Annotated in this window: 4 protein-coding genes; all 4 read right to left on the bottom strand. The window is 74.6% G+C overall.

The window, feature by feature from the left end:
- The coding region (locus EAO73_RS03385) for a TerD family protein (protein WP_147970011.1) at positions 1–580 on the bottom strand (580 nt) is incomplete at its 3' end.
- A 154-nt stretch (positions 581–734) separates the two neighbouring features.
- Entirely contained in the window at positions 735–1,184 is a 450-nt protein-coding gene (locus EAO73_RS03380; protein ID WP_147969946.1) for a spore-associated protein, read from the bottom strand.
- A gap of 108 nt (positions 1,185–1,292) precedes the next feature.
- Positions 1,293–8,822 (bottom strand): non-ribosomal peptide synthetase, encoded by a 7,530-nt coding sequence (locus EAO73_RS03375; RefSeq protein WP_147969945.1) that lies wholly within the window; start codon positions 8,820–8,822, stop codon positions 1,293–1,295.
- On the bottom strand, positions 8,819–23,116 hold the full coding sequence (locus tag EAO73_RS03370; RefSeq protein WP_147969944.1) for a non-ribosomal peptide synthetase: 14,298 nt from the start codon (positions 23,114–23,116) through the stop codon (positions 8,819–8,821). The genes EAO73_RS03375 and EAO73_RS03370 overlap by 4 nt, the downstream gene beginning before the upstream one ends.
- Positions 23,117–23,373: the final 257 nt, after the last annotated feature.

Genomic DNA, 23,373 nt, shown 5'->3' with positions numbered 1-23,373 from the left:
CGCGCGGCGCCACCGGCGCGCGCGGAGTCACGGGCACCGGCGGCGCGGGCCTGGCCGGCTCGTCGACGGTGATACCGAAGTCGGTGGCGAGTCCGGCCAGGCCCGAGGCGTACCCCTGGCCCACGGCCCGGAACTTCCAGGTGCCGTTGCGCCGGTACAGCTCACCGAGGACGAACGCGGTCTCCGTGGTGGCGTCCACCGGGTCGAACCGTGCGGTCTCGACGCCGCTCGCGGCGTCCAGCACCCGGATGTACAGGCCCGGCACCCTGCCGAACGTGCCGTCCGTGGAGGCCGCGAGGACCACGGTCGCGACCTCCTGCTCCACCGCGGAGAGCGACACCTGGATCGTCTCGACCACGCCGGCCCCGTCCTGACGACGGCCCTCGTGGCGCACGGCGCCCCGGGGGTGCACGGGCTGGTTGTAGAACACGAAGTCGTCGTCCGAGCGCACCCTGCCGCCCGCCGTCAGCAGCAGGGCCGAGGCGTCGACGTCGGGGGCACCGGGGCCGGTGCGCCAGCCGAGCTCCACCCGCACACCCGCGCTCGCGACCAGCGTGTTGGCACCTTTGCGCAACGACATACGACTCCCCCTCAGCAGTCCGCCCGACTCAGGCAGCGTACGGAATCGCGAGGCCCCGTCGCCCCCGAAGCGACGAATTCGGCCGCTCAGGTGTGGAGTTGGGCAGGGCCCGCCCCCGGCGTGAGCCGGGGGCGGGCCCTGTGAGCGGCGCGGATCAGCGGACTTCGAGGCTCCGCTGCTCCTTGAGCGAGGCGCAGTTGGAGTTCTCCACGGAGACGTACACGTTGGCGATGTGGCCGCCCCAGCTGACGCAGTGGCCCTTGCCGTAGGCGTAGGCCGGACCGGCGTACGAGGTGTAGCTCCCGTAGTCGCCCGCCGACTCGTCGGTGTCGGTGACGTAGAGGTACGTGGACATGTCCTTCTTGACGCCCGGGGTGGACCGGATGGTCACCACACAGTTCTTGCCGTTCGACGCGTTGTACGTCAGGTAGACCGTGCCGAGGGAGCCCACGGCGGCGGAGTTCACGGTCTTGTAGGCGCTCCCGCAGACCTTCTGCGGGGTGGTGTTGGGCGCGGCGGACGCGGTCGGACCGAAGGCGGCCGTCGCGCCCACCATCAGGGTGGTCAGGGCCCCGGCGGTCGCGAGAGTACGGATGTTTCGCATATTTCCCCCTTGTAGCTCCAGGAGTCTTTTGCTCCCACTTGTTGGGACCTCTCAGGGGTGCCGATGGTTGTATCCCTTTTGCCGGGGACTTCCTGACGACGTGGCGCGCTAGGACAGCGGCCGCGCCCCGGGGGCGGGCAAGAAGCCCGTGACCTGGAAGTACGTCAGATAGCGCGTCAGGACGTCGTCGGTGAGAACTTCTTGGCGCACACCCGCCTCCGCCGCCGCCCGAGCCGTGCGGCCGGAGTCGAAGCGGCGGTGGTCCGCCTCGTCCTCGCCGGTCCCCCCGTCGTCACCGAGGAACAACTGTGCCGCGTTGTCCGGGTGTTCGGCCACGCACGCCCGCCACTCCTCGGGGGTCACCGGGCGCAGCTCGTATCCGAGGCGGGCGGCCACCTCGAAGACGCGGTCCAGGCCCGGCGCGTCCGGGTTGGTGTAGTGGTACGCCTGGGCCCCGGCCCGGTCGGCGGTGCTGAGCGCCACGACGGCGGCGCTGACGTAGTCCACGGGCACCCAGTCGGTCGTCCCGTGCGCCAGGTCCGGCACCGCCCCCGCCTGGAGGCAGCCCTTGATGAGCTGCCAGAGCAGGTCCCGGTCCTGGCAGGCCCCCGTGGCGGTGTCGCCGCTGATGCGGCCGGGGCGGTGGACGGTCACCGGCAGGCCGCGCTCGCGCGCCAGGCCGACGAGCTGCTCGGCGACCCATTTGCTCTGGGCGTACCCGTCGGGCAGGCCGTCCGCCGGGCCGGTCGGGGACGACTCGGTGAGCGGTGCGGGGTCCGCTCCGCGCGACGGGGCGTACACGCCGGTGGTGGAGACGTAGTGCAGGCCGGGCGAGCCGGAGTCCGCGAGGAGGCGCAGCAGTTCCTCGGTGCCGGCCACGTTGGGCGCGCGCAGATCGCCGTACGGGGCGGCGAAGTTGACGCGGGCCCCGTTGTGCAGGACCGGGCCGAGGCGGCGCGCGAGGGCGGTCCGCTCGTCCGGTACGAGGCCGAGGCCCGGGGCGGCGAGGTCGCCCGGGACGGGGTGGATGAGGTCCGCGTACCGGGGGCGCCACAGCCCGTAGTGCTCCAGGTTCGCCCGGATGCGCTGGGCCGCGCTGTCGGGGCTCGCGGCCCGGACGAGGCAGTCGACCGGGCCGTCCGTGGCCTCGATCAGGTCGCGCAGGAGGAACGCGCCGAGGAAGCCGGAGGCGCCGGTGAGCAGGGGTCGCGTCGTGGGGCGCGCGGACCGTCGTTCCGAGGCGGCACGGCGCTCGCCGGTGATGTCGGAGGCGAGCCGCGCCTCGGCGGCGAAGTCCGGGGCGGCTGCCTCCTCGTGTTCCTCCTCCCCCGGCGGCCGGCCCAGCAGCCGGTCGACGCCCTCTACGGTGGGCGTCGCGAACAGGGCGCGCAGCGAGGGCCGTCGCCCGCAGCGCTCCCCGATCCGCCGGGCCAGGGTCACGGCGAGCAGGGAGTGGCCGCCCAGCGCGAAGAAGTCGTCGGTGACGCCGACTTCGGGCACTCCGAGGGTCTGGGCGAACACCTCGCACAGCTCGCGTTCGCGGGCGGTGCGCGGGGCCCGCCCACCGGCCGCCACCGCGTGGTCGGGGGCGGGCAGGGCGCGCTTGTCGGTCTTGCCGTTGGGCGTCACGGGGAAGGCGTCGAGCCGGACGTGGGCGGCGGGAACCATGTGGTCGGGCAGTGTGCCGGCGAGGTGGGCGCGCAGCTCGGCCCAGCCGGGGGCGTCGGCGCCCTCGGCCGGGACGGTGTACGCGACGAGGCGCCGGTCGCCGGGGCGGTCCTCGCGCACGGTGACGCAGGCCGCGGCGACGCCGGGGGGGGAGGTGAGCGCCGCCTCGATCTCGCCGAGTTCGATGCGGAAGCCGCGCAGCTTGACCTGGTCGTCGACGCGGGAGACGTAGAGGAGGCGTCCGTCCTGCGTCCACCGCACCAGGTCGCCGGTGCGGTACATGCGTCCGCCCGTGCGGTCGAACGGGTCGGCGACGAAGCGGGACGCGGTGAGGGCGGCCCGGCCGTGGTAGCCGCGGGCGACGCCCTCGCCGGACACGTACAGCTCACCGGTGACACCGGGCGGGACGGGCGCCAGCCGCTCGTCGAGCACATGGATGCGGGTGCCGTCGACGGGGGTGCCGATGGGGACGCTGCGTTCGGGGGCGAGCGGGCCGTCCGCCTGCTGGAAGGCGCTCATGGTGGCGCAGACGGTGGTCTCCGTCGGGCCGTAGGCGTTGACGAGGAAGCGGTCACCGGCCCAGGCGTGGACCAGGGCGGGCGGGCACGCCTCCCCGGCGAGGACCATGGTCAGGCCGGTGGGCAGGGAGCCCGGGGGCATCACGGCGAGGGCGGCGGGCGGGATCGTGAGGTGGGTGACGCCCCGGTCGCGGACGAGGCCGGCCAGCGCGGGGCCGGGCAGCAGGGCGTCGCGTTCGTCGATCTCCAGGCAGGCGCCGGTGAGCAGCCCCATGCACAGCTCCCAGAACGCGGCGTCGAAGCTGACCGACGCCATGTGGAGCACCCGGCTGCCCGGTCCGACGCGCAGCCGCTCGCTCTGTGTCCTGGCCATGGCCCGTACGCCCCGGTGGGTGACGACGACGCCCTTGGGACGGCCGGTGGACCCGGAGGTGTAGATGACGTACGCCGGGTTGGCCGGCTGGACACGGGCCCGACGGGCCCCGGGCGTGCCGTCGCCCGCGTCGAGGTCGCCGACGCACAGGCGCGGCACCGCGTTCTCCGGGAGGCGGCGGTGGAGTGCCGGGGTGGTGAGGAGCAGCCGGGGCCGCGCGTCGTCGAGCATGTACGACAGGCGCTGGGCGGGGTAGTCCGGGTCGAGCGGCAGATAGGCGGCGCCCGCCTTGAGGACGGCGAGCAGGGCCACGACGAGCTCGTGGGTCCGGGGCAGGGCGACGGCCACCCGGTCCTCGGGTCCCACGCCCCGCTCGGTGAGGTGCCGGGCCAACGCGTCGGCACGGGCGTCGAGTTCGCCGTAGGTGAGGGTGGTCCGGGCGTCGCGGACGGCCGGGGCGCCGGGGGTGCGCCGGGCCCACTCCTCGAAGAGTGCGGGAACCGTCGTGGCGGGCAGGGTGTCGGCGGGCCCGGTGCCGAGGGCGATGAGGCGGCCGTGCTCGGCCGGGGTGAGCAGGTCGTACGTGTGCAGGGGGCGGTCCGGGTCGGCGGTGACGGCGCCGAGCAGCAGGACGAGCCGGTCGGCGAGGGCCTGGACGGTGCCCTCGTCGAAGAGTTCGGTGGCGTAGTCGACGGTGCCGCGCATGCCGTCGAGGGCGCCGGTGTCGTCGTAGACCTCGGTGAGGGCGAACGACAGGTCGAACTTGCTGACCTCGGCCTCGGCGGGCACGCCGGAGACGGTGAGGCCGGGCAGGTCGACGGCGGCGGGCGCCTGGTTCTGGAGGACCAGCATGGTCTGGAAGAGCGGGTGGTGGCTCTGGGCGCGTGCGGGGTTGAGGAGTTCGACCAGCCGCTCGAAGGGCACGTCCTGGTGCGCGTAGGCGGCGAGGTCGAATTCCCGTACCCGGCCGAGGAGTTCGCGGAACGTGGGGTCGCCGGACAGGTCGGTGCGCAGTACGAGGGTGTTGACGAAGAAGCCGACGAGGCCGTTCGCCGCCTCGTCGGTGCGCCCGGCGACGGCGGTGCCGAGGGGGATGTCCTCGCCGCCTCCGTGCCGGGACAGGACGGTGGCCAGGGCGGCCTGGAGGACCATGAAGGCGCTGGAACCGCAGGTGCGGGCGAGCTCCGTGACATGGCGGGCGGTGTCGCGGTCGACGGAGAAGCCGAGGGTGGCGCCGGTGTGCCGGGAGGTGGCGGGGCGCGGCCGGTCCCAGGGCAGCTCGATCGCCTCGGGGAGGCCGTCCAGCGCGTGTCTCCAGTGGCTGAGCTGCCGGCAGACAAGGCTGTCGGGGTCCCGCTCGTCGCCGAGCAGGTCGCGCTGCCACAGGGTGTGGTCCGCGTAGTCGACGGGCAGCGGCGCCCAGTTGGGCACCTCGCCCCGGACGCGGGCCCGGTAGGCGGCGCCCAGGTCGTGGGCGAGGGGGGCCAGGGATGTGCCGTCGGCGGCGATGTGGTGGACGACGAGCACCAGGACATGGGCGTCGGGCGCCAGGCGGAGCAGGGTCGCCCGCAGCGGCAGACTGCGCTCGATGTCGATGGCCTCGGCGGTGGCGGCCGCGACGCGGTCGCGCAGCTTGGCCTCCTCCACGCTCTCCATGGCGAACGGGATGACGACGTCGTCGGGCGCGGTGATGTGCTGGTACGGCCCGTCCTCTCCCTCGGGGAAGACGGTGCGCAGGGCGGTGTGCCGTGCGATGAGGTCGGCCACGGCGGTGCACAGGGCGTCCGCGTCGAGCTGACCGTCGATGCGTGCGGCGAGGGGGATGTTGTAGGTGGCGGAGGGGCCGTCGAGCCTGTGGAGGAACCACAGCCGCTGCTGGGCGTACGACAGCGGGAGCTCGGCCGGGCGCGGCTGCGGGACCAGGGCGGGGCGGGTGCCGCCCTCAGCGCCTTCCAGGGCGGTGGCGAGCGCGGCAACGGTGGGGTGTTCGAACAGGGTGCGGATGTCGGTCTCGGTGTGCAGGGCGGTACGGATGCGGCCGACGAGGCGGGTGGCGAGCAGGGAGTGGCCGCCCAGGGCGAAGAAGCTGTCGTCGGTGCCGACCCGGTCGACGCCGAGCACATCGGCGAACAGCCCGGCCAGGATCTCCTCCATGGCACTGCGCGGTGCCCGCCCGGCCACCGTGCGGGGGCCGGTGGGTGCGGGCAGGGCCGCCCGGTCGATCTTCCCGTTGGGCGTCAGCGGCAGGACGTCGAGCGGCTGGATGACGGCCGGCACCATGTAGGCGGGCAGCAGCCGGCCGACGTGGGCGGCGAGCAGTCCGGGGTCCGGGTGCTCGCCGGGGGCGAGGACGACGTAGGCGGTGAGGGTGCGGTCGCCGGGCAGGTCCTCGCGCACGAGGACGCAGGCGGCGCGCACGGTCGGGTGGTCGCGCAGGACCGTTTCGATCTCGGCGGGTTCGATGCGGTGGCCGCGCAGTTTGATCTGCTGGTCGGCGCGGGCCACGTAGCGCACGGTGCCGTCGGCGTCCCGGTGGACCAGGTCCCCGGTGCGGTACATGCGGGCTCCGTTGCCGGCGAACGGGTCGGCGACGAAGCGCGTGGCGGTGAGCGAGGCCCGGCCCAGATAGCCGCGCGCGACGCCGGCGCCCGCGAGGTACAGCTCCCCTTCGGCGCCGGGCGGCACGGGGCTCAGCGCCGCGTCCAGGACGTAGGCGCGCATGCCGTCGAGCGGGTGGCCGATGGGCGGCGCGCCCTCGGGCGGGTGGTCGGGGCCGACGTGGTGGGCGGTGGCGAAGGTGGTGGTCTCGGTGGGCCCGTACACGTGCAGGACGGTGGTCGCGGGGTGGGCGGCGGCGACGCGCTGCATGACGCCGGGGGCGGCGGCCTCGCCGCCGGCGGCGACCAGGCGCAGCTGCCCGAGGCAGCCGGGGTCGGTCTCCGCGAGAACGTTGAACAGGGCCGTCGTGAGGAAGGCGGCAGTGACGCCGTGCCGGGTGACGACGTTGCGCAGGACGTCGGGCTGGAGGGGTCCTTCGGGGGCGACGACGACGCGTCCGCCGCGCAGGAGCGGCGTCCAGATCTCGAAGGTGGAGGCGTCGAAGACGTACGCGGAGTGCAGCAGGACGGCGTCGGCCGCGCCGTTGTCCCAGCCGTGATGGGCCGCCAGCGCGGCGATGTCGGCGTGGGTGACGCCGACGCCCTTGGGCAGTCCGGTCGATCCGGAGGTGAACATCACGTACGCGAGCCGGCTGCCGCCCGGTGTCTCCGGGAGCGGGCCCGGCTCGGCCGGTCCCCCGGCGAGGACGCGGCCCGCCGCGTCGACGGTCAGCACGGCGGTCTCCGGCCCGAGTTGGCGCACCCACGGGAGGGCGGCGGTCGTCTCGTCGACGACGAGGACGCGCAGGGGCACGACCTCGGTGACCCGGTTGAGGCGTTCGGTGGGCCAGCGTGCGTCCAGGGGTACGTAGGCTCCGCCCGCGCGCAGGGCGGCCAGTGAGGCGGTGACGGTGGCCGCCGAGCGGGCCACAAGGATGCCGACGCCCTCCTCCGGACCGGTCCCGAGGCCGGTCAGCGCGGTGGCGAGCCGGTCCGCGAGACCGGTGAGCTGCTGGTACGTGAGCGGCTCGCCCGCGCCGGAGACGGCCACCTCGTCCGGGTACCGGGCGGCCCGCTCGGCCACGGCCCGCGGAACGCTCAGGGTCGTGGTGCCCTCGGGGAGGGGGGCGCCGGTCCCCCGGGCGATCAGCTCCTCCCGTTCGCCGTCGAGGAGGAAGGGCGCTGTGTCGGCGCGCCGACCGAGGTCCTGCGCCAGGGACGTCAGCAGCTGGCGCATCCGGGAGACGGTTTCGGCGACCTTCTGCCGGTCGAGGACGGCGGCCCGGTAGCCGAAGGTGATCCTCAGGGTGTCCCCGGGGGCGACGGTGAGGGTGAGCGGGTAGTGGGCGGCGTCGGTGCCGCTGAATCCGGTGACGGCGAGGCCGGGCAGTCCGCTCTGGGCGGTGCGCAGGGCCTCGGCGTCCATCGGGTAGTTCTCGAACACGACGAGTGTGTCGAAGAGTTCGTCCAGGCCGGTGACGCCCCGGATGTCGCTGAGGCCGACGTGCTGGCTGCCGAGGAGCCGCCCCTGTTCGGCCTGGAGCCGGGTCAGGAGCTCGGCCAGGGTCTCGCCGGGTGCGGGGCCGATCCGTACGGGCACGGTGTTGATGAAGAGGCCGACCATGGACTCGACGCCGGGGATCTCCGGCGGGCGCCCGGACACGGTGGTGCCGAACACCACGTCGTCGCGGCCGGTGAGGTGGCCGAGCAGCAGGCCCCAGGCGCCCTGGACCAGGGTGTTCAGGGTGAGCCGGTGGGCGCGGGCCGTCTCGCGCAGCCGGTCCGTCGTGGCCGCGTCCAGGTCGAGCACCAGGGTCTCGGGCAGTTCGACGGCGCCGTCCGGGCCGTCCTCGGCGAGGAGGGTCGGCGTCTCGATGCCGGCCAGGGCGGCGGACCAGGCGCCGAGTGCGGCGTCGCGGTCCTGCTGGGAGAGCCACACCAGGTAGGCGCGGTACGGGGTGACGCGCGGCAGGGCGCTGTCGTCGCCGCCGGCCGCGTACAGCTCGAACAGCTCCCGTACGAGCAGCGGCAGCGACCAGCCGTCGAACAGGATGTGGTGGCTGGTCATGACCAGCCGGTGCCGGTCGGGCGCGGTGCGTACGAGGGTGAACCGCATCAGGGGCGGGGTGGCCAGGTCGAAGCGGCGGGTGCGGTCGGCGGCGAGGAAGGCGGTGAGCCGGTCCGGCACCTCGTCCGCGCCGGTCAGGTCCAGTTCCTCCAGGGGGACGGGGACCTCGGCCGCGACCGCCTGCACGGGCTCGTCCAGCTCCTCGTGGAGGAAGCCGACACGCAGGTTGGCGTGGCGGCGCAGCAGGCCGGCGATGGCGGCGCGCAGCGTGGGGACGTCGACGGGGCCTTCGAGGTCGAAGACGAACTGCGCGGTGTAGACGTCCACGGCGTGCGAGTCGTAGAGGGCGTGGAAGTACATCCCGGCCTGCAGCGGCGTCAGGGGGAGTACGTCCTCCAGTTGGAACCCGTTCACTTGCGTCCACCCCACTTGTTCTGCAGTCGGTCGATCTGGGCCTGGTTGAGCGAGACCAGGGGAAGGTCGGACGGCGTGTAGCCGCCTGCTCCGGGTTGTCCGGCGTGTTCCGCGAGGGCGCGCAGCGCACGGTTGAACGCCTCGGCGAGTGCGCCCACGTCCTCCTCCTTGAGCAGGTCGCTGGGCCAGGTCCAGCGGGCCACCAGGCGGGGTCCTTCGGGCAGGTCCTCGGTGTGCGCGTTGATGTCGAGGACGTGGTGCACGGCCATGCCGGGGTCCTGGCTGCGCGGCCCGCCGGCGTCGAGCAGGACCTCCCAGTCGCCCGCGGCCGCCCGGCCGGGGGCGGCGTACCGTCCCAGGTAGTTGAAGCCGATCTGGGGTGCGGGGGCGGCGAGCCGGGGGCCGGTCGCGGGGTTGAGGTGGCGCAGCATGCCGTGGCCGACGCCGTGGTCGGGGACGGTGCGCAGCTGTTCCTTGACGCGCTTCACTGCACGTTCAACGAGCGCGGCGTCGATGCGTGCCGGGTCGCGGACGTCGAGCGGTCCCGGGTCGATCCGGACCGGGTGGAGGCTGGTGAACCAGCCGACCGTGCGGGACAGGTCGATGTGGTCGGCGAGCTGTTCCCGGCCGTGGCTCTCCAGGTCGAGCAGGACAGCCGTGTCCGGGTCGAGGCCGCGGGTGCGGCGGTCCCGCCGGGCGTTGACCGCGAGGGCGAGGGCGGTGAGCAGGATGTCGTCGACTCCGGCGTGGAAGGCGCCCGGGACGGTGGTGAGCAGGGGCTTCGTCCAGGTGGCGGGCAGCTGGGTGGTGAGGGTGCGGGTGCCGTCGGCGGTGTCCAGGAACGGGTCGAGCGGCCGGTACCCGAGCTGGGGGTCCGGTGTCCTCAGCACCTCCTCCCACAGGGGCAGTTCGCTCAGGCGTGCGGGTGCGTGGGCCTGCTCGGCCAGGAGCTGGGACCAGCGCCGGTACGAGGTGGTCGCGGCGGGCAGCGCGGGTGCCGGGCCGGCCGGCCCGGTGGCCGCCCGCCAGGCGTGGGCGAGATCCTCGGCGAGGATGCGCCAGGAGACCGCGTCGACGGACAGGTGGTGCACGACCAGGAGCAGCCGTCCGCGTGCGCCGGGTCCCGCGTCGCCCCAGACGGCCTCGAAGACGGCTCCGGCGGAGGGCCGCAGGCGCCTGCGGGCGCGTTCGCCCGCTTCGGTGAGGGCGGCGCGGGCGGCGTCGGCATCGAGTCCGGTGAGGTCGACGCGGGTGAAGCGGCGCCCGGCCGTGACGGCGCCGGGCGGCAGGGCTTCGAGTACGGGGTCGCCCCCGGCGGTGCGGGTGACCCGCAGGCGGAGCATGTCGTGGTGGTCGACGAGAAGCTGGAGGGCGGCGACGAGGGTGTCCTCGGTGGCCCCGGCGGGGGTGCTGAGCACGCCGGACTGGTTGTAGCCGTCGATGGTGCCGGGGCGTTCCAGGAGCCAGGCGGCGATGGGGGTGGGCGCCATCTCGCCGGTGCCGTGGCCGGCCGGTTCGCTCGTGCTGTCGTCGAGTGGTGCGGCGACGGCGGCGATGGCTTCCGGGGTGCGGTGGACGAAGACGTCGCGCGGTGTGACGCCGAGTCCGGCTTCCCGGACACGGCTGACGAGTTGGATGGACAGGATGCTGTCGCCGCCGAGCGCGAAGAAGTCGTCGTCGGTGCGGACGGCGGGAGCGCGCAGCACGGAGGCGAACGCCTCGCTCAGGACGCGTTCGGCCGCGGTGCGCGGCTCCCGGCCGGGGCGGCCGGCGGTGGGGCGCGCCGGTGCGGGCAGGGCAGCCCGGTCCGTCTTCCCGTTCGGCAGGAGCGGCAGTGAGTCCAGGGCCACGAAGGCGGCGGGCACCATGTACGGCGGCAGGGCGGTGGTGAGCCGGGTGCGCAGTTCGCCTTCGGTGAGGGGTGCTGCGCCCACGGTGTACGCGACCAGGCGCCGTTCGCCGGGCCGGTCCTCGCGGACGAGGGCGCAGGCGGCGGTGACGCCGTCCAGCCCGGTGAGCGCGGCCTCGATCTCGCCGAGTTCGACGCGGAAGCCGTTCAGCTTGACCTGGTCGTCGGCGCGCGAGACGTAGTGCAGCAGCCCGTTCGTGTCCCGGCGGACGAGGTCGCCCGTGCGGTACATCCGGCTGCCGGCCGGGCCGAAGGGGTCGGCGACGAAGCGGGTGGCGGTCAGGCCGGGGCGGCCGAGGTAGCCCCGCGCAAGGCCGTCGCCGGCGATGTGGAGTTCGCCGGTCACGCCCACGGGCACGGGCTGGAGCGCGGTGTCCAGGACGTAGGCGCGGGTGTTGTCGACGGGGTGGCCGAGCGGGATGCCGCCCTCCTCGGTCGCTTCGTCGGCACGGATGTGGTGGGCGGTGGCGTCGATCGTCGTCTCGGTCGGGCCGTAGAGGTTATGCACCTCGGCCGCCCAGATACGGCGGGCCCGCGCCGCCAGGGCCCCGGTCAGGGGCTCGCCGCCGCAGGCGACGGCGCGGAGTGCCGGGGGCGCCGCCTCGGGCCCGGTCTCGGTGAGCAGCAGTCCGAGGTGCGAGGGCACGAACTGGGCGATGGTCACGCCCTCGTCGCGCATCCGGGCAAGCAACCCCGCCGGGTCGTGGTTGAGGGCGGGCGGTACGGGGCAGGTGGCGCCGCCGTGCAGCAGGGGCAGCCAGGTCTCCCACACCGAGGCGTCGAAGCTGGGCGAGGTGCGGGCGAGGACCCGGTCGTCGTCGGTGAGGCCGAAGTGGCGGGCCATCCAGGCCATGTGGTTGGTGAGCGCTCCGTGGGTGACGACGACACCCTTGGGCCGGCCGGTGGAGCCGGAGGTGTAGATGACATACGCGGCGTCGTCCGGGCCGGGCTCGGCGTCGGGGAGCACGGCGCGTCCGGCCGGCCAGGCGCTCCGGTCGCCCAGCGCGAGAAGGGGCACGGTCGTGAACCGGGCGGCGCGTGCCGGGTCGTGGACCAGGAACAGGGCCGGGCGGGCGTCCTCCAGCATGTGGGCGACGCGTGCCTCGGGGTAGTCCAGGTCGACGGGCAGGCAGGCCGCCCCCGCCTTGGCCACCGCGAGCATCGCGACGACCCGGTCGGCGGTGCCTTCGGCGGCCAGGGCCACGAGGTCACCCCGCCCGACGCCCCGGTCGTGCAGGTGACGGGCCAGGCTGTCGGAAAGGGCGTCGAGTTCGGCGAAGGTGAGCCGCTGGGCGCCGGCCCGGACGGCGGTCCGCCCGGGAGTACGGGCCACCTGGGCACGGAACGCCTCGGGCGCCGTGCGCGCGTGCACCGGCCGCACGGGTCCCGGGGCGGCCCGGTCCAGCTCGGTCCGCTCGGCCGCGTCCAGGAACGCCGCGGTGCGGACGCGCCCGTCGGGGTCGGCGGCGAGCGACGCGAGCAGACGGGTCAGGCGCGCGGCCAGGGCGTGCGCGGTGGCGGGGTCGAACAGGTCGGTGGAGAACTCCAGGTTCCCGTCGAGACCGGTGGGCCGGCCCGCGTCGTCGCGGGTCTCGGTGAAGGTGAACGTGAGGTCGAACTTGCTGATGCCGGTCCGCACGGGCTGCTCGGTCACGGCGAGACCGTCCAGGCCGAGCGCCGTGTCCGCCTGGTTCTGGAGGACGATCATGGTCTGGAAGAGCGGGTGGTGGTCCTGGGCGCGGCTCGGGGCGAGGGCGTCCACCAGTCGTTCGAACGGCAGGTGCTGGTGGGCGTAGGCGGTGAGGTCGAACGCCCGGACCCGGTCGAGGACTTCGGTGAAGGTGGGGTCGCCCGTCAGGTCGGTGCGCAGGACGAGGGTGTTGACGAAGAAGCCCACCAGGTCGTCGAGCGCTTCGTCGGTGCGTCCGGCGACGGCGGTGCCGAGGGGGATGTCCTCGCCGGCCCCGTGCCGGGAGAGCAGGACGGACAGGGCCGCCTGGAGCACCATGAACAGGCTGCATCCCCGGGCGCGGGCCAGCTCGGCGAGCGCCCGGTGGGTGTCCGCGTCGACGGGGAACGCGAAGGCGTCGCCCCGGTACGTCAGGACGGCGGGGCGCGGCCGGTCCAGGGGCAGGGCGAGCAGTCCGGGGGCGCCGGCCAGGGCGGTGCGCCACCACTCCAGCTGGCGGGCGGCCCTGCTGTCCGCGTCGTTCTCGTCGCCCAGGAGGGCGTGCTGCCAGAGGGTGTAGTCGGCGTACTGGACGCGGAGTTCCGGCCAGTCGGGCGCCTTGCCCCGGCTGCGGAGGCGGTAGGCGTCGCCGAGGTCGCGGGCGAGCGGGGCGAGCGACCAGCCGTCGCCCGCGATGTGGTGGACGAGGAGCACCAGGACGTGGGACTCGGCGCCGAGCCTCAGCAGCCGGGCCCGCACCGGCAGGTCGCCGGTGACGTCGAAGGCGTGCGCCACCTCGGCGGCCAGCGCCGCGTCCAGGCCGTCCGGGCGCGTGTCCCGGGGCGTCAGGTCCAGATCGGCGTGGTCGGCACCGAGGACGAGCTGCCGCGGCACCCCCCCGGTTTCCGGGAAGACGGTGCGCAGGCTCTCGTGGCGTTCCACGACGTCCACGAGGGCGCTCTCCAGGGCCTGCGCGTCGAGCGGTCCTTCCAGCCGCAGCACCAGCGGCACGTTGTACGTGGGGCTGGGCCCCTCGAACCGGTTGAGGAACCACAGCCGCTGCTGGGCGTAGGACAGCGGCAGCGGGTCGGGCCGGTGCGGGGCGCGCTCCAGCGGCAGGGCGGCGGCTTCGGCACCGTCGAGGGCGGCGGCGAGCGCGGCGGGCGTGGGGTGCTCGAAGACCGCCTTGACCTGGACCTCCACGGCGAGCGCGGTCCGGACGCGGGCGACGAGGCGGGTGGCCAGCAGGGAGTGGCCGCCGAGCGCGAAGAAGTCGTCGTCGGCGCCCACGGCCGGCAGGCCGAGGACATCGGCGACGAGCCCGCAGACGATCTCCTCGCGCGCGGTGCGGGGGGCGCGCCCGCGTGGTGCGGCGTGCTGTTCGGGCGCGGGCAGGGCACGCCGGTCCACCTTGCCGTTGACGGTCAGCGGCAGCGCGTCGGTCAGGACGAACGCGGAGGGCACCATGTAGGCGGGCAGGGACCGCCCGACGGCTTCGGCGAGGTCGGCCGGGTCGGGGCGGACGGTCCCGGCGGGCACCACGTAGGCGACGAGCCGCCGGTCCCCCGGCACGTCCTCGCGCACGACGGTGAAGGAGTCGGCGACGCCTTCGCAGCAGGCGAGGACGGACTCGATCTCGCCGGGTTCGATGCGGTAGCCGCGCAGCTTCACCTGACTGTCGGCGCGGGATACGTAGGCGATGTGCCCGTCGGGCGTCCACTTGACGAGGTCGCCGGTGCGGTACATGCGCCCGCCGTCCGCGTCGAAGGGGTCGGCCACGAACCGGGTGGCGGTCAGGGCGGGCAGGCCGGTGTACCCCCGGGCGACGCCGCGCCCCGCGAGATACAGCTCGCCCGTGACGCCCGCGGGGACCGGGCCCAGCGAGCCGTCGAGCACGTACAGCCGCATGCCGTCCAGGGGCCGGCCGATGGGCGGCGGGCCCGCCGGCAGGTCGGCGGCCACTTCGTAGCGGGTGGCGAAGGTGGTCGTCTCGGTCGGGCCGTACACGTGCAGGACGCGCACACCCGGAGCGGCGCCGGCGACCCGCTGCATGGCGTCCGGCGAGGCGAGTTCGCCGCCGGCGCAGACGAGCCGGAGGCCGGCGAAGGCGCCGGGGTCGGTGTCCGCGATCACGTTGAGCAGGGCCGTCGTCAGGAAGACCGCCGTCACGCCCTGTTCGCGGACGGCGTCGCGCAGGGTGCGGGCCTCCAGCACGCCGTCGGGTGCGACGACGACCGTGCCGCCGCGCAGGAGCGGCGCCCAGATCTCGAAGGTGGACGCGTCGAAGACGTACGCCGAGTGCATCAGGACCGCGTCGGCCGCGCCGCCCTGCCAGGCCGCGTCCTCGGTCAGCGCCACCACGTCGGCGTGGGTGACCCCCACGCCCTTGGGCAGGCCGGTGGAGCCGGAGGTGAACATCACGTACGCGAGTGAGGCGGGGCCCGGCACGGCTGCGGGCCGTCCGGGGGCCGGGGGCGCGCCGCGCAGGATGCGGCCGGTCCGGTCCACGACCAGGACCGGAATCCGGCGGGCCGTCTCGGCCACCCAGGCGGAGCCGGCGGCCGTCTCGTCGACGACGAGGACCCGCACATCCGCCACCTCGGCGACCTGGTCGAGCCGTTCCCGGGGCCAGCGCGCGTCCATCGGGACGTACGCGGCGGCGGCGCGGACCGCGCCGAGGGAGGCGGTCACGACGGCCGGTGACCGGGAGAGCAGAACGCCGACGCCGGTCTCCGGGCCCGCCCCGAGACCGGCGAGGGCACGGGCGAGGTCGGCGGAGACGGTGTCGAGCGCGGCGTACGTGAGGGTGGTGTCGCCACCCGCCACCGCCACGGCGCCCGGGGTGCGGGTGGCCTGCGCCGCGAAGAGCGCGGGCAGGGTGGTGTCCGGTGCGGGGGCGGGCAGTTCGCGGCCGGTGCCCCGGGCGACGGTCCGGGCCCGCTCCTCGGGTGTCAGCAGGTCGTAGTCCGCGAGGGGCCGGGAGGGGTCGGCCGCCACCTGTTCGAGGAGCCGGAGCAGGCGCGCCGCGAGGGCCCGCACGGTGACACGGTCGAAGAGCGCGGCGGCGTACTCGATGCCGGCGGTGAGTCCGCCCGCGCCGCGCTCCTCGCCGAACGCGAAGGTGAGGTCGAACTTGCTCAGGCCGTTGTGGACGAGCCGGTCCTCGACGGTGAGTCCCGGCAGGTCGGGGCGGACGGCCTCCTGGTTCTGGAGGACCAGCATGGTCTGGAACAGGGGGTGGTGGTTGCGGGCCCTGACCGGGTTGACGCTCTCGACCAGCCGCTCGAACGGCACGTCCTGGTGCGCGTAGGCGGCGAGATCGAACTCCCGCACCCGCGCCAGGAGTTCCTGGAAGGTGGGCGCGCCGGACAGGTCGGTGCGCAGGACGAGGGTGTTGACGAAGAACCCGACCAGGTCGTCCAGCGCCTCGTCCGTGCGGCCCGCGACGGGCGTGCCGAGCGGGATGTCGTCACCCGCGCCGTGCCGGTGCAGCAGGGTGGCCACGGCCGCCTGGAGCACCATGAACAACGTGGTGCCGGACTCCCGTGCCACGCGCAGGAGTTGGGCGTGCAGCTCGGGCGTCACGTCGAAGGCGTGGACGTCGCCCGCGGGGTCGGTGGTGACGGGGCGCGGGCGGTCGAGCGGGAGGTCGATGAGTCCGGGCAGTCCGGCCAGCGCGGTGTGCCAGTGGTGGAGCTGCTCCCGCAGGACGCTTCCGGCGGTGTCCGCGTCGCCCAGGGCGGCGTGCTGCCACAGGGTGTAGTCCGCGTACTGGAGTGCGCCGCCGGCCTCCGGCTCACGCCCGGCGAGGCGGACCCGGTAGGCGTCGCCGAGGTGGCGGGCGAGCGGGGCCAGCGACCAGCCGTCGCCCGCGATGTGGTGCAGGACCAGCACGAGGACGTGGCGGCCGGGCGCGGTGCGCAGGAGCCTGCCGCGCAGCGGTGGATCGCGGAGCACGTCGAAGGGCTCGCTCACCGCGTCCAGGACGGCCGTCTCCAGCGCGGTGGGTGCCGTGCTCTCCACGGGCAGCCGGGGCGTGACGGCTTCGGCGGGCAGGATCAGCTGGTGCGGCACACCGTCCCGTTCGGGGAAGACCGTGCGCAGCGCCTCATGCCGCTCCACGACATCCCGCAGGGCGGCACGCAGGGCGTCGGTGTCCAGCGGTCCTTCGATGTCGAGGACGAGCGGGATGTTGTAGGAGGAGCTGGGCCCTTCGAGCCGGTTCAGGAACCAGAGCCGCTGCTGCGCGTACGACAGGGGCAGCGGGTCGGGCCGCTCGGCGACGGGCAGCACCGGCGGGCGGGAACGCTCCTCGTTGTCGAGGACCCGGACGAGCCCGGCGACGGTCGGGTGCTCGAACAGGGTGCGCACGGCGATGCCGGCGCCGAGGACCGTACGGACGCGGCTGACCACGCGCATGGCGAGGAGCGAGTGCCCGCCGAGGTCGAAGAAGCTGTCGTGCGGTCCGACACCCGGGCGGCCCAGTACCTCGGCGAAGATCCCGGTGAGCAGGTCCTCGCGCGGGCCGAGCGCACCGGTCGCTCCGCCGGTGTGCTCTGCCTCGTCGTCGGGCCGGGGCAGGGCGCGCCGGTCCGCCTTGCCGTTGGGCAGCAGCGGCAGTTCGCCCAGGAGGACGACGGCGGTGGGCACCATGTAGTGCGGCAGCGTCTCGGTGAGGGCTTCGCGCAGGCCGGCCGGGCGGGTGCCGGGGTCCGTGGTGACGGCGTACGCGACGAGGCGGCGCTCCCCCGGCGCATCCTCCCGGATCACGGCGCAGGCAGCGGTGACCCCGGGCCGCGCGAGCAGGGCGGCCTCGATCTCGCCGGGTTCGATGCGGAAGCCCCGCAGCTTGACCTGGTCGTCGGCGCGGGAGACATAGGCGAGGAGCCCGGCAGCGTTCCAGCGGACGAGGTCGCCGGTCCGGTACATGCGGGCGCCGGTGCCGCCGAAAGGGTCGGCGACGAACCGGGCGGCGGTCAGGCCGGGCCGGTTCAGGTAGCCGCGGGCGAGGTTGGGGCCCGCGAGGTACAGCTCGCCGGTGACCCCGGGCGGCACGGGCCGCAGCCGGTGGTCCAGGACGTAGGCGCGCATGGTGTCGACGGGGCGGCCGATCGGCACCGTCTCGTGCGGGGTGTCCGGCGTGGCGGGGACGCGGTGGGCGGTCGCGTCGATGGTGGCCTCGGTCGGGCCGTAGAGGTTGTGCACCTCCGCCCCCCACAGCGCGGCCGTCTCCTCGGCGAGGGCGCGCGGCAGGGGCTCTCCGCCGCAGAGGACTGCGCGCAGGCCGGGCAGGGGCGCCGCGTGGGCCGCCTCGGACAGGACGAGAGCGAGGTGCGAGGGCACGAACTGGGCGACGGTGACGCCGCATTCGCTCATCCAGTTGACGAGCGTGTCCGGCTCCGTGTTGGCCCCGGACGGCAGCACGCACACCTCGGCCCCGGTCATCAGCGGAAGCCACACCTCCCACACGGAGGCGTCGAAGCTGGTGGAGGTCCTGGCGAGGACGCGGTCCTGCGGAGTGACCGTCAGATGCCCTGCCATCCAGGCCATGTGGTTGGCCAGGGAGCCATGGGTGACGACCACCCCCTTGGGCCGGCCGGTGGACCCGGAGGTGTAGATGACATATGCGGGATCCGCCGGGTGCGGTGCGTCCGGGAGCGGTGTGCCGGGGTGCACGGGCTCCGGCGGCGGGGCGTCCAGGGCGAGGAGCGGGATGTCGCCGGTGGGCAGGTCCGCCCGCACGTCCTCGGTGGTGAGGACGAGGACGGGCCGGGCGTCGTCCAGCATGTGCCGGATGCGGGCGTGCGGGTACCCCGGGTCGACGGGCAGGTAGGCGGCGCCGGACCGGAGCACGGCCAGCATGGCGACAACGGTGTGCACGGAGGGCGGCGCGGCGATGGCGACCCTGGTCTCCCGGCCCGCGCCGCGCTCGCGGAGCGCCTGGGCGAGGAGATCGGCCCGCGCGTCCATCTCGGCGTAGGTGAGGTGGGTGTGCGCGTCACGTACGGCGACGGCGTCGGGCGTCCGCCGGGCCTGTTCCCGGACGACTTCGGGAGCGGTCCGCTCCGGCAGGGGCCGCGATGTGCCGCGTCCCCGGGTGAGCAGGCCGTCCCGTTCGCCGGGGGTGAGCGGGTCCAGGTCGCCGATGGCGCGGCCGGGTTCGGTCACGGCCAGGGTGAGGACGCGGGCGAAGCGGTCGCAGAGGGTGCGGGCGGTGGCGGCGTCGAAGAGGTCGGTGGCGTATTCCAGATAGCCGCCGATGCCCGCGGCCTCCCCCGCGGTTTCGGTCAGGGAGAAGGTCAGGTCGAACTTGCTGCCCCCGGGGTGGGCCGACCGGTCGTGGACGGTGATGCCGGGCAGGGCCGGTTCGGCCCGGTCCTGGCTCTGGAGGACCAGCATCGTCTGGAAGAGCGGGTGGTGGTCGCCGGACCGCTCCGGGTTCAGGGCCTCCACGATCCGCTCGAAGGGCAGGTCGCTGTTGCCGAAGGCCGCGATGTCGAACTGCTTCACACGGTCGATGAGTTCGCGGAACGTCGGGTCGCCCGCGAGGTCCGTGCGCAGGACGACGGTGTTGACGAAGAAGCCGACCAGATCGTCCAGCACCTCGTCGCTGCGCCCTGCGAGCGCGGTGCCCAGCGGGATGTCGGTCCCCGCGCCGTGGGAACCGAGCGTCACGGCCAGGGCGGCCTGGAGCACCATGAACGGGGTGCAGCCGGCCTCCCGGGCGAGCCCCACGAGCGCGGCGTGCGCGGGTGCGGGCAGCTCGAAGGGGACGGAAGCGCCCCGGTTGCTGGGCACGGCCGGGCGCGGCCGGTCGAGGGGCAGGTCGAGCAGGCCGGGGGCGCCGCGCAGCGCCTCCTGCCAGAAGGCGGTCTGCCGGACGGTCAGGCTGTCCGGATCGCCGTCGTCGCCGAGGAGTCGGCGCTGCCAGAGCGTGTAGTCGGCGTACTGCACCCGCAGCGGCGCCCAGTCCGGTGTGCCCGTGCCCTCGGTCCTGGCCACGTAGGCGGCGGTGAGGTCACGGCTCAGCGGGGCGAGGGACCAGCCGTCGGCGACGATGTGGTGCAGGACGAGCACCAGGGTGTGCCGGGCGGCCCCCCGGCGGAGCAGGTGGGCGCGGACGGCCGCGTCCCGGCTCAGGTCGAAGGGGGCGGTGCTCAGACGGCGCACCGTCTCCCGCTCCCAGTCGTCTTCCGTGCGGTCCGCCGGCGGGTGTTCGAGGGTGAGGGGGACGAGCGACGCGGCTTCGTCCGCGGGGGCGATCCGCTGGCGGGCGACGCCGTCGTGTTCGGCGAAGAGGGTGCGCAGGCTCTCGTGCCGGGCCACCACATCGGCCAGGGCGCCGCGCAGCGCCCCGGTGTCCAGGGGGCCGTCGAGTTCCAGGACGAGCGGCACGTTGTACGTGTCGCCGGAGCCCCCGGCCCGGTTCAGGAACCAGAGGCGCTGCTGCGCGAAGGACAGCGGCAGCACGTCGGGCCGCGTCTGCGGTACGAGGACGGGCCGGGCCGCCCCGGCGGTGTCCAGTGCCGCGGCCAGGGAGGCGACCGTGGGGTGGTCGAAGAGCGTGGACAGGCCGAGTTCGACGCCGAGGGCCGCCCTGACCCGGCCGGTGAGGCGGGTGGCGAGCAGCGAGTGGCCGCCCAGGGCGAAGAAGCTGTCGTCGACGCCGACCGCGCCGACACCGAGGACGTCGGCGAACAGCCCGGCCAGGACCTCCTCGTACGCGGTGCGCGGTGCGCGGCCGGCGCCGGTGGCGGTCCGGGGGACGGGCAGGGCCCGGCGGTCGACCTTGCCGTTGGGGTTGAGGGGCAGTGCGTCGAGGACGACGAAGGCGGAGGGCACCATGTACGCGGGCAGCGTGCGGCCGACGCGGCGGGCGAGGGAGGCGACGTCCGGGCGGGACCCGGGTGCGGGCACGACGTAGGCGACGAGGCGGCGGTCGCCGGGTGTGTCCTCGCGGACGACGACGCAGGCGCCGCGTACCTCGGGGTCGGTGAGCAGGACGTGTTCGGTCTCCGCAGGTTCGATGCGGAATCCGCGGAGCTTGACCTGTCCGTCCGCCCGCCCGACGTACTCGATGTCGCCGTCGGCGGTCCAGCGGACGAGGTCGCCGGTGCGATACATGCGGGTGCCGGGCGCGCCGTACGGGTCGGCGACGAAGCGGGTGGCGGTGAGCGCGGCACGGGCCTGGTAGCCGCGGGCGACGCCGTGGCCGCTCACGTACAGCTCACCCACCACACCGGGCGGCACCAGCCCCAGGGTGTCGTCGAGGACGTACAGGCTCATGCCGTCCAGGGCGCGGCCGATCGGCGGCACACCGGTGCTGCCGGCGGTGACGGGGTGGCGGGCGGCGAAGGTGGTGGTCTCGGTGGGGCCGTACACATGCAGGACGAGCGTGCGGGGCGAGGCGGCTGCCGCCCGTTGCATGAGGTCGGGGGTTGCGGCCTCGCCGCCGGCGGCGACCACGCGCAGCCCGGAGAACACCGCCGGGTCCGCCTCGGCCATCACGTTGAACAGAGCCGTCGTCAGGAACAGCGCGGTGACCCCGTGCCGTTCCACCGCCTCACGCAGGGTCCGCGCCTCCAGGACGCCGCCGGGGGCGACGACCACCCGGCCGCCGTTGAGCAGCGGCGCCCAGATCTCGAAGGTGGAGGCGTCGAAGACGTACGCGGAGTGCATGAGCACGGCGTCGGACACACCGTCGGTCCAGGTGCTGTCGGCCGCGAGGGCGAGCACGTCGGCGTGGGTGACGCCGACGCCCTTGGGCAGACCGGTGGAGCCGGAGGTGAACATCACGTACGCGAGCCGGTCGGGTCTGGTGGTGCGGGGCAGCGGTCCGGGCCGCTCCGGGGCGCCGTGGAGCAGCCGGCCGCATGCGTCGACCACGAGGAGCGGCAACTGCGCGGCGGCCTCCCGGACCCAGGGTTCACGGGCGGTCGCCTCGTCGGCGATCAGGGCGCGGACGCGGGCGGCCCCGGCGACGCGGCCGAGCCGTTCGGCGGGCCAGGCGGCGTCCATCGGGACGTAGGCGGCGCCCGCGGCGACCGCCGCGAGGGTGGCGGCCGGCACGGCGGCCGAGCGCCCCAGGAGCACCCCGACGCCGTCCTCGGCGCCGATCCCCCAGCCGGTCAGCGCGCTCGCCAGATCGTCGGCCGCGCGGTCCAGTTGCCGGTACGAGAGGGTGCGGTCGCCGTCCACGACGGCCGGGGCGTCCGGCGTCCGGCGCGCCTGGGCCCGGTACGCCTCCGGGAGGGTCGTGGCGACGGCCGTCGCGGGCAGCGCGGTGCCGTGTCCCTGCGCATGCAGAGCCGTGGCAGCGGTCTCGTCCACGAGCGGCAGGTCGTGCAGCGGCAGGCCGGGGTCGGCGGCGGCGAGGGCGGAGACGAAGGAGACGACGGCCTGCTCGTGCAGCCGTACGTCCTCGGGGCGGTAGAGGTCCGACCGGGCGTCGAAGCCGATCAACGGGCCCTTGCCCTCGGCCCGTTCGGAGACGAAGAGGGATACGTCGTCGATCTCGCCGACGGACAGCACCCGGGAGGGCGCCTGGATGCCGCCGAAGTCGCGGTCGTAGTCGTAGCCCATGATGTTGACGACGATGCCGGTGAGGCGGGCGGCGTCGTCGCCCGTGTTCAGTTCACGGGCGAGCTGTTCCCGCGAGAAGCGGCGGTGGCGCAGGGCCGCGCGCATCTCGTCGGCGACCTCGCGGACGAGGGCCGCGACGGTCATGCCGGAGGTGAGCCTCAGGCGCAGCGGCAGGATGTTGGCGGTCATGCCGACGATGTGCCGCAGGCCGCCGTGGCGGCCGTTGGAGGCGAGGCCCACGGTGATGTCGGATGTACCGGTGACCCGGGCGGTGTAGGCGGCGACCGCCGCGACCATCACGGCGCTCCACGTGGTGCGGTGGGCGGCGGCGAGCCGGCGCAGGTCGTCGAACACGTTCACGGGCAGCGATTCGCCGGTGTGCAGGCGGATGCCCGGCCCTTCGGACCCGGGTGCGGGGAGATCGGTGCGCCGCCGGATGAGCGTCCTGCCGCCGTGCGCGTCGTCGGCGGTGCCGGGAGCCGGGTCGGCGAACTTGCCGGTCCAGTAGGCGCGGTCGGCCTCGTAGCGGCCCGAGGCACGGTAGGCGGCCTCGTCGGCGACCAGGTCGCGCAGGGGGGCGGCGGGCAGCGTGACCTCGGCGAGGTCCTCGCCCCGGACCGCGCGCCCGTAGAGATCGGCCACGACGCGGGTGAAGACGGCGCCGCCGAGTCCGTCGACGGCTATGTGGTGGAAGCGGACGTACCAGTAGTGCAACCGGCTGCCGGCGCGGAGCAGGGCGAAGTGGTGCCGGGGGCGGTGCAGGCTGTCGGCCGTGGCCATGTCCTCGGCCATGTAGCGTTCGACCTCGGCCGCCGGGTCCGCGGCGTGGGACAGGTCCGCGGTACGGAGCCGGCCGGGGCCGTCGCCGGGGTGGTGGACGACGCGCTGGAGGAGGTCGTCGCCCTGCGTGACGAACTCGAGGTTGAGGCTGTCGCACAGCTCGACGGCCCGGTCGACCGCTGCGGCGAATAACGTCCCGTCGAGGTCACCGCGGATCTCGAAGCATTCCCCGATGTTGTATTTCGGGCTGTCGGGGTCGACGAGTTGCCCGTACCAGACGCCCTGTTGGGCTGCGGTCGTCCCGAAGAACTCTTCGGGAACGGATTCCGTGGGGACAGAGCCGTTTTCGCGCATGCCGGGACACACCTTCGGGGAGAGTTTTCGGGGGGACGAAGTGGGCAGGACGGAGCCGGTCATGCCGGTGCGGCGTCCATGGCCGACAACGGGCGGGTAAAGACGAAGAGGGACATCACCGGGCCCCGAGGCAGCGGGTATCGGCTCGGTGCCACCCGTTCAAAATCCGGGAGCGCACTCGTTTTCTTCGCGTAGAGCGGACATGCTCCTGGGCAGTCCATCAATGAGCTGAGAAAGCCGCGTGACGGCGGCATGAA

Source organism: Streptomyces sp. col6 (assembly GCF_008042035.1).
GTDB lineage: Bacteria > Actinomycetota > Actinomycetes > Streptomycetales > Streptomycetaceae > Streptomyces.
Note: the sequence above shows the minus strand (reverse complement) of the source record. Positions and strands in the feature narration are given on the sequence as shown.

Bases quoted from the DNA above. Each gene is read 5' to 3' on its own strand.
- EAO73_RS03370 (WP_147969944.1), bottom strand. From the start codon at position 23,116: ATGCGCGAAAACGGCTCTGTCCCCACGGAATCCGTTCCCGAAGAGTTC.
- EAO73_RS03380 (WP_147969946.1), bottom strand. From the start codon at position 1,184: ATGCGAAACATCCGTACTCTCGCGACCGCCGGGGCCCTGACCACCCTG.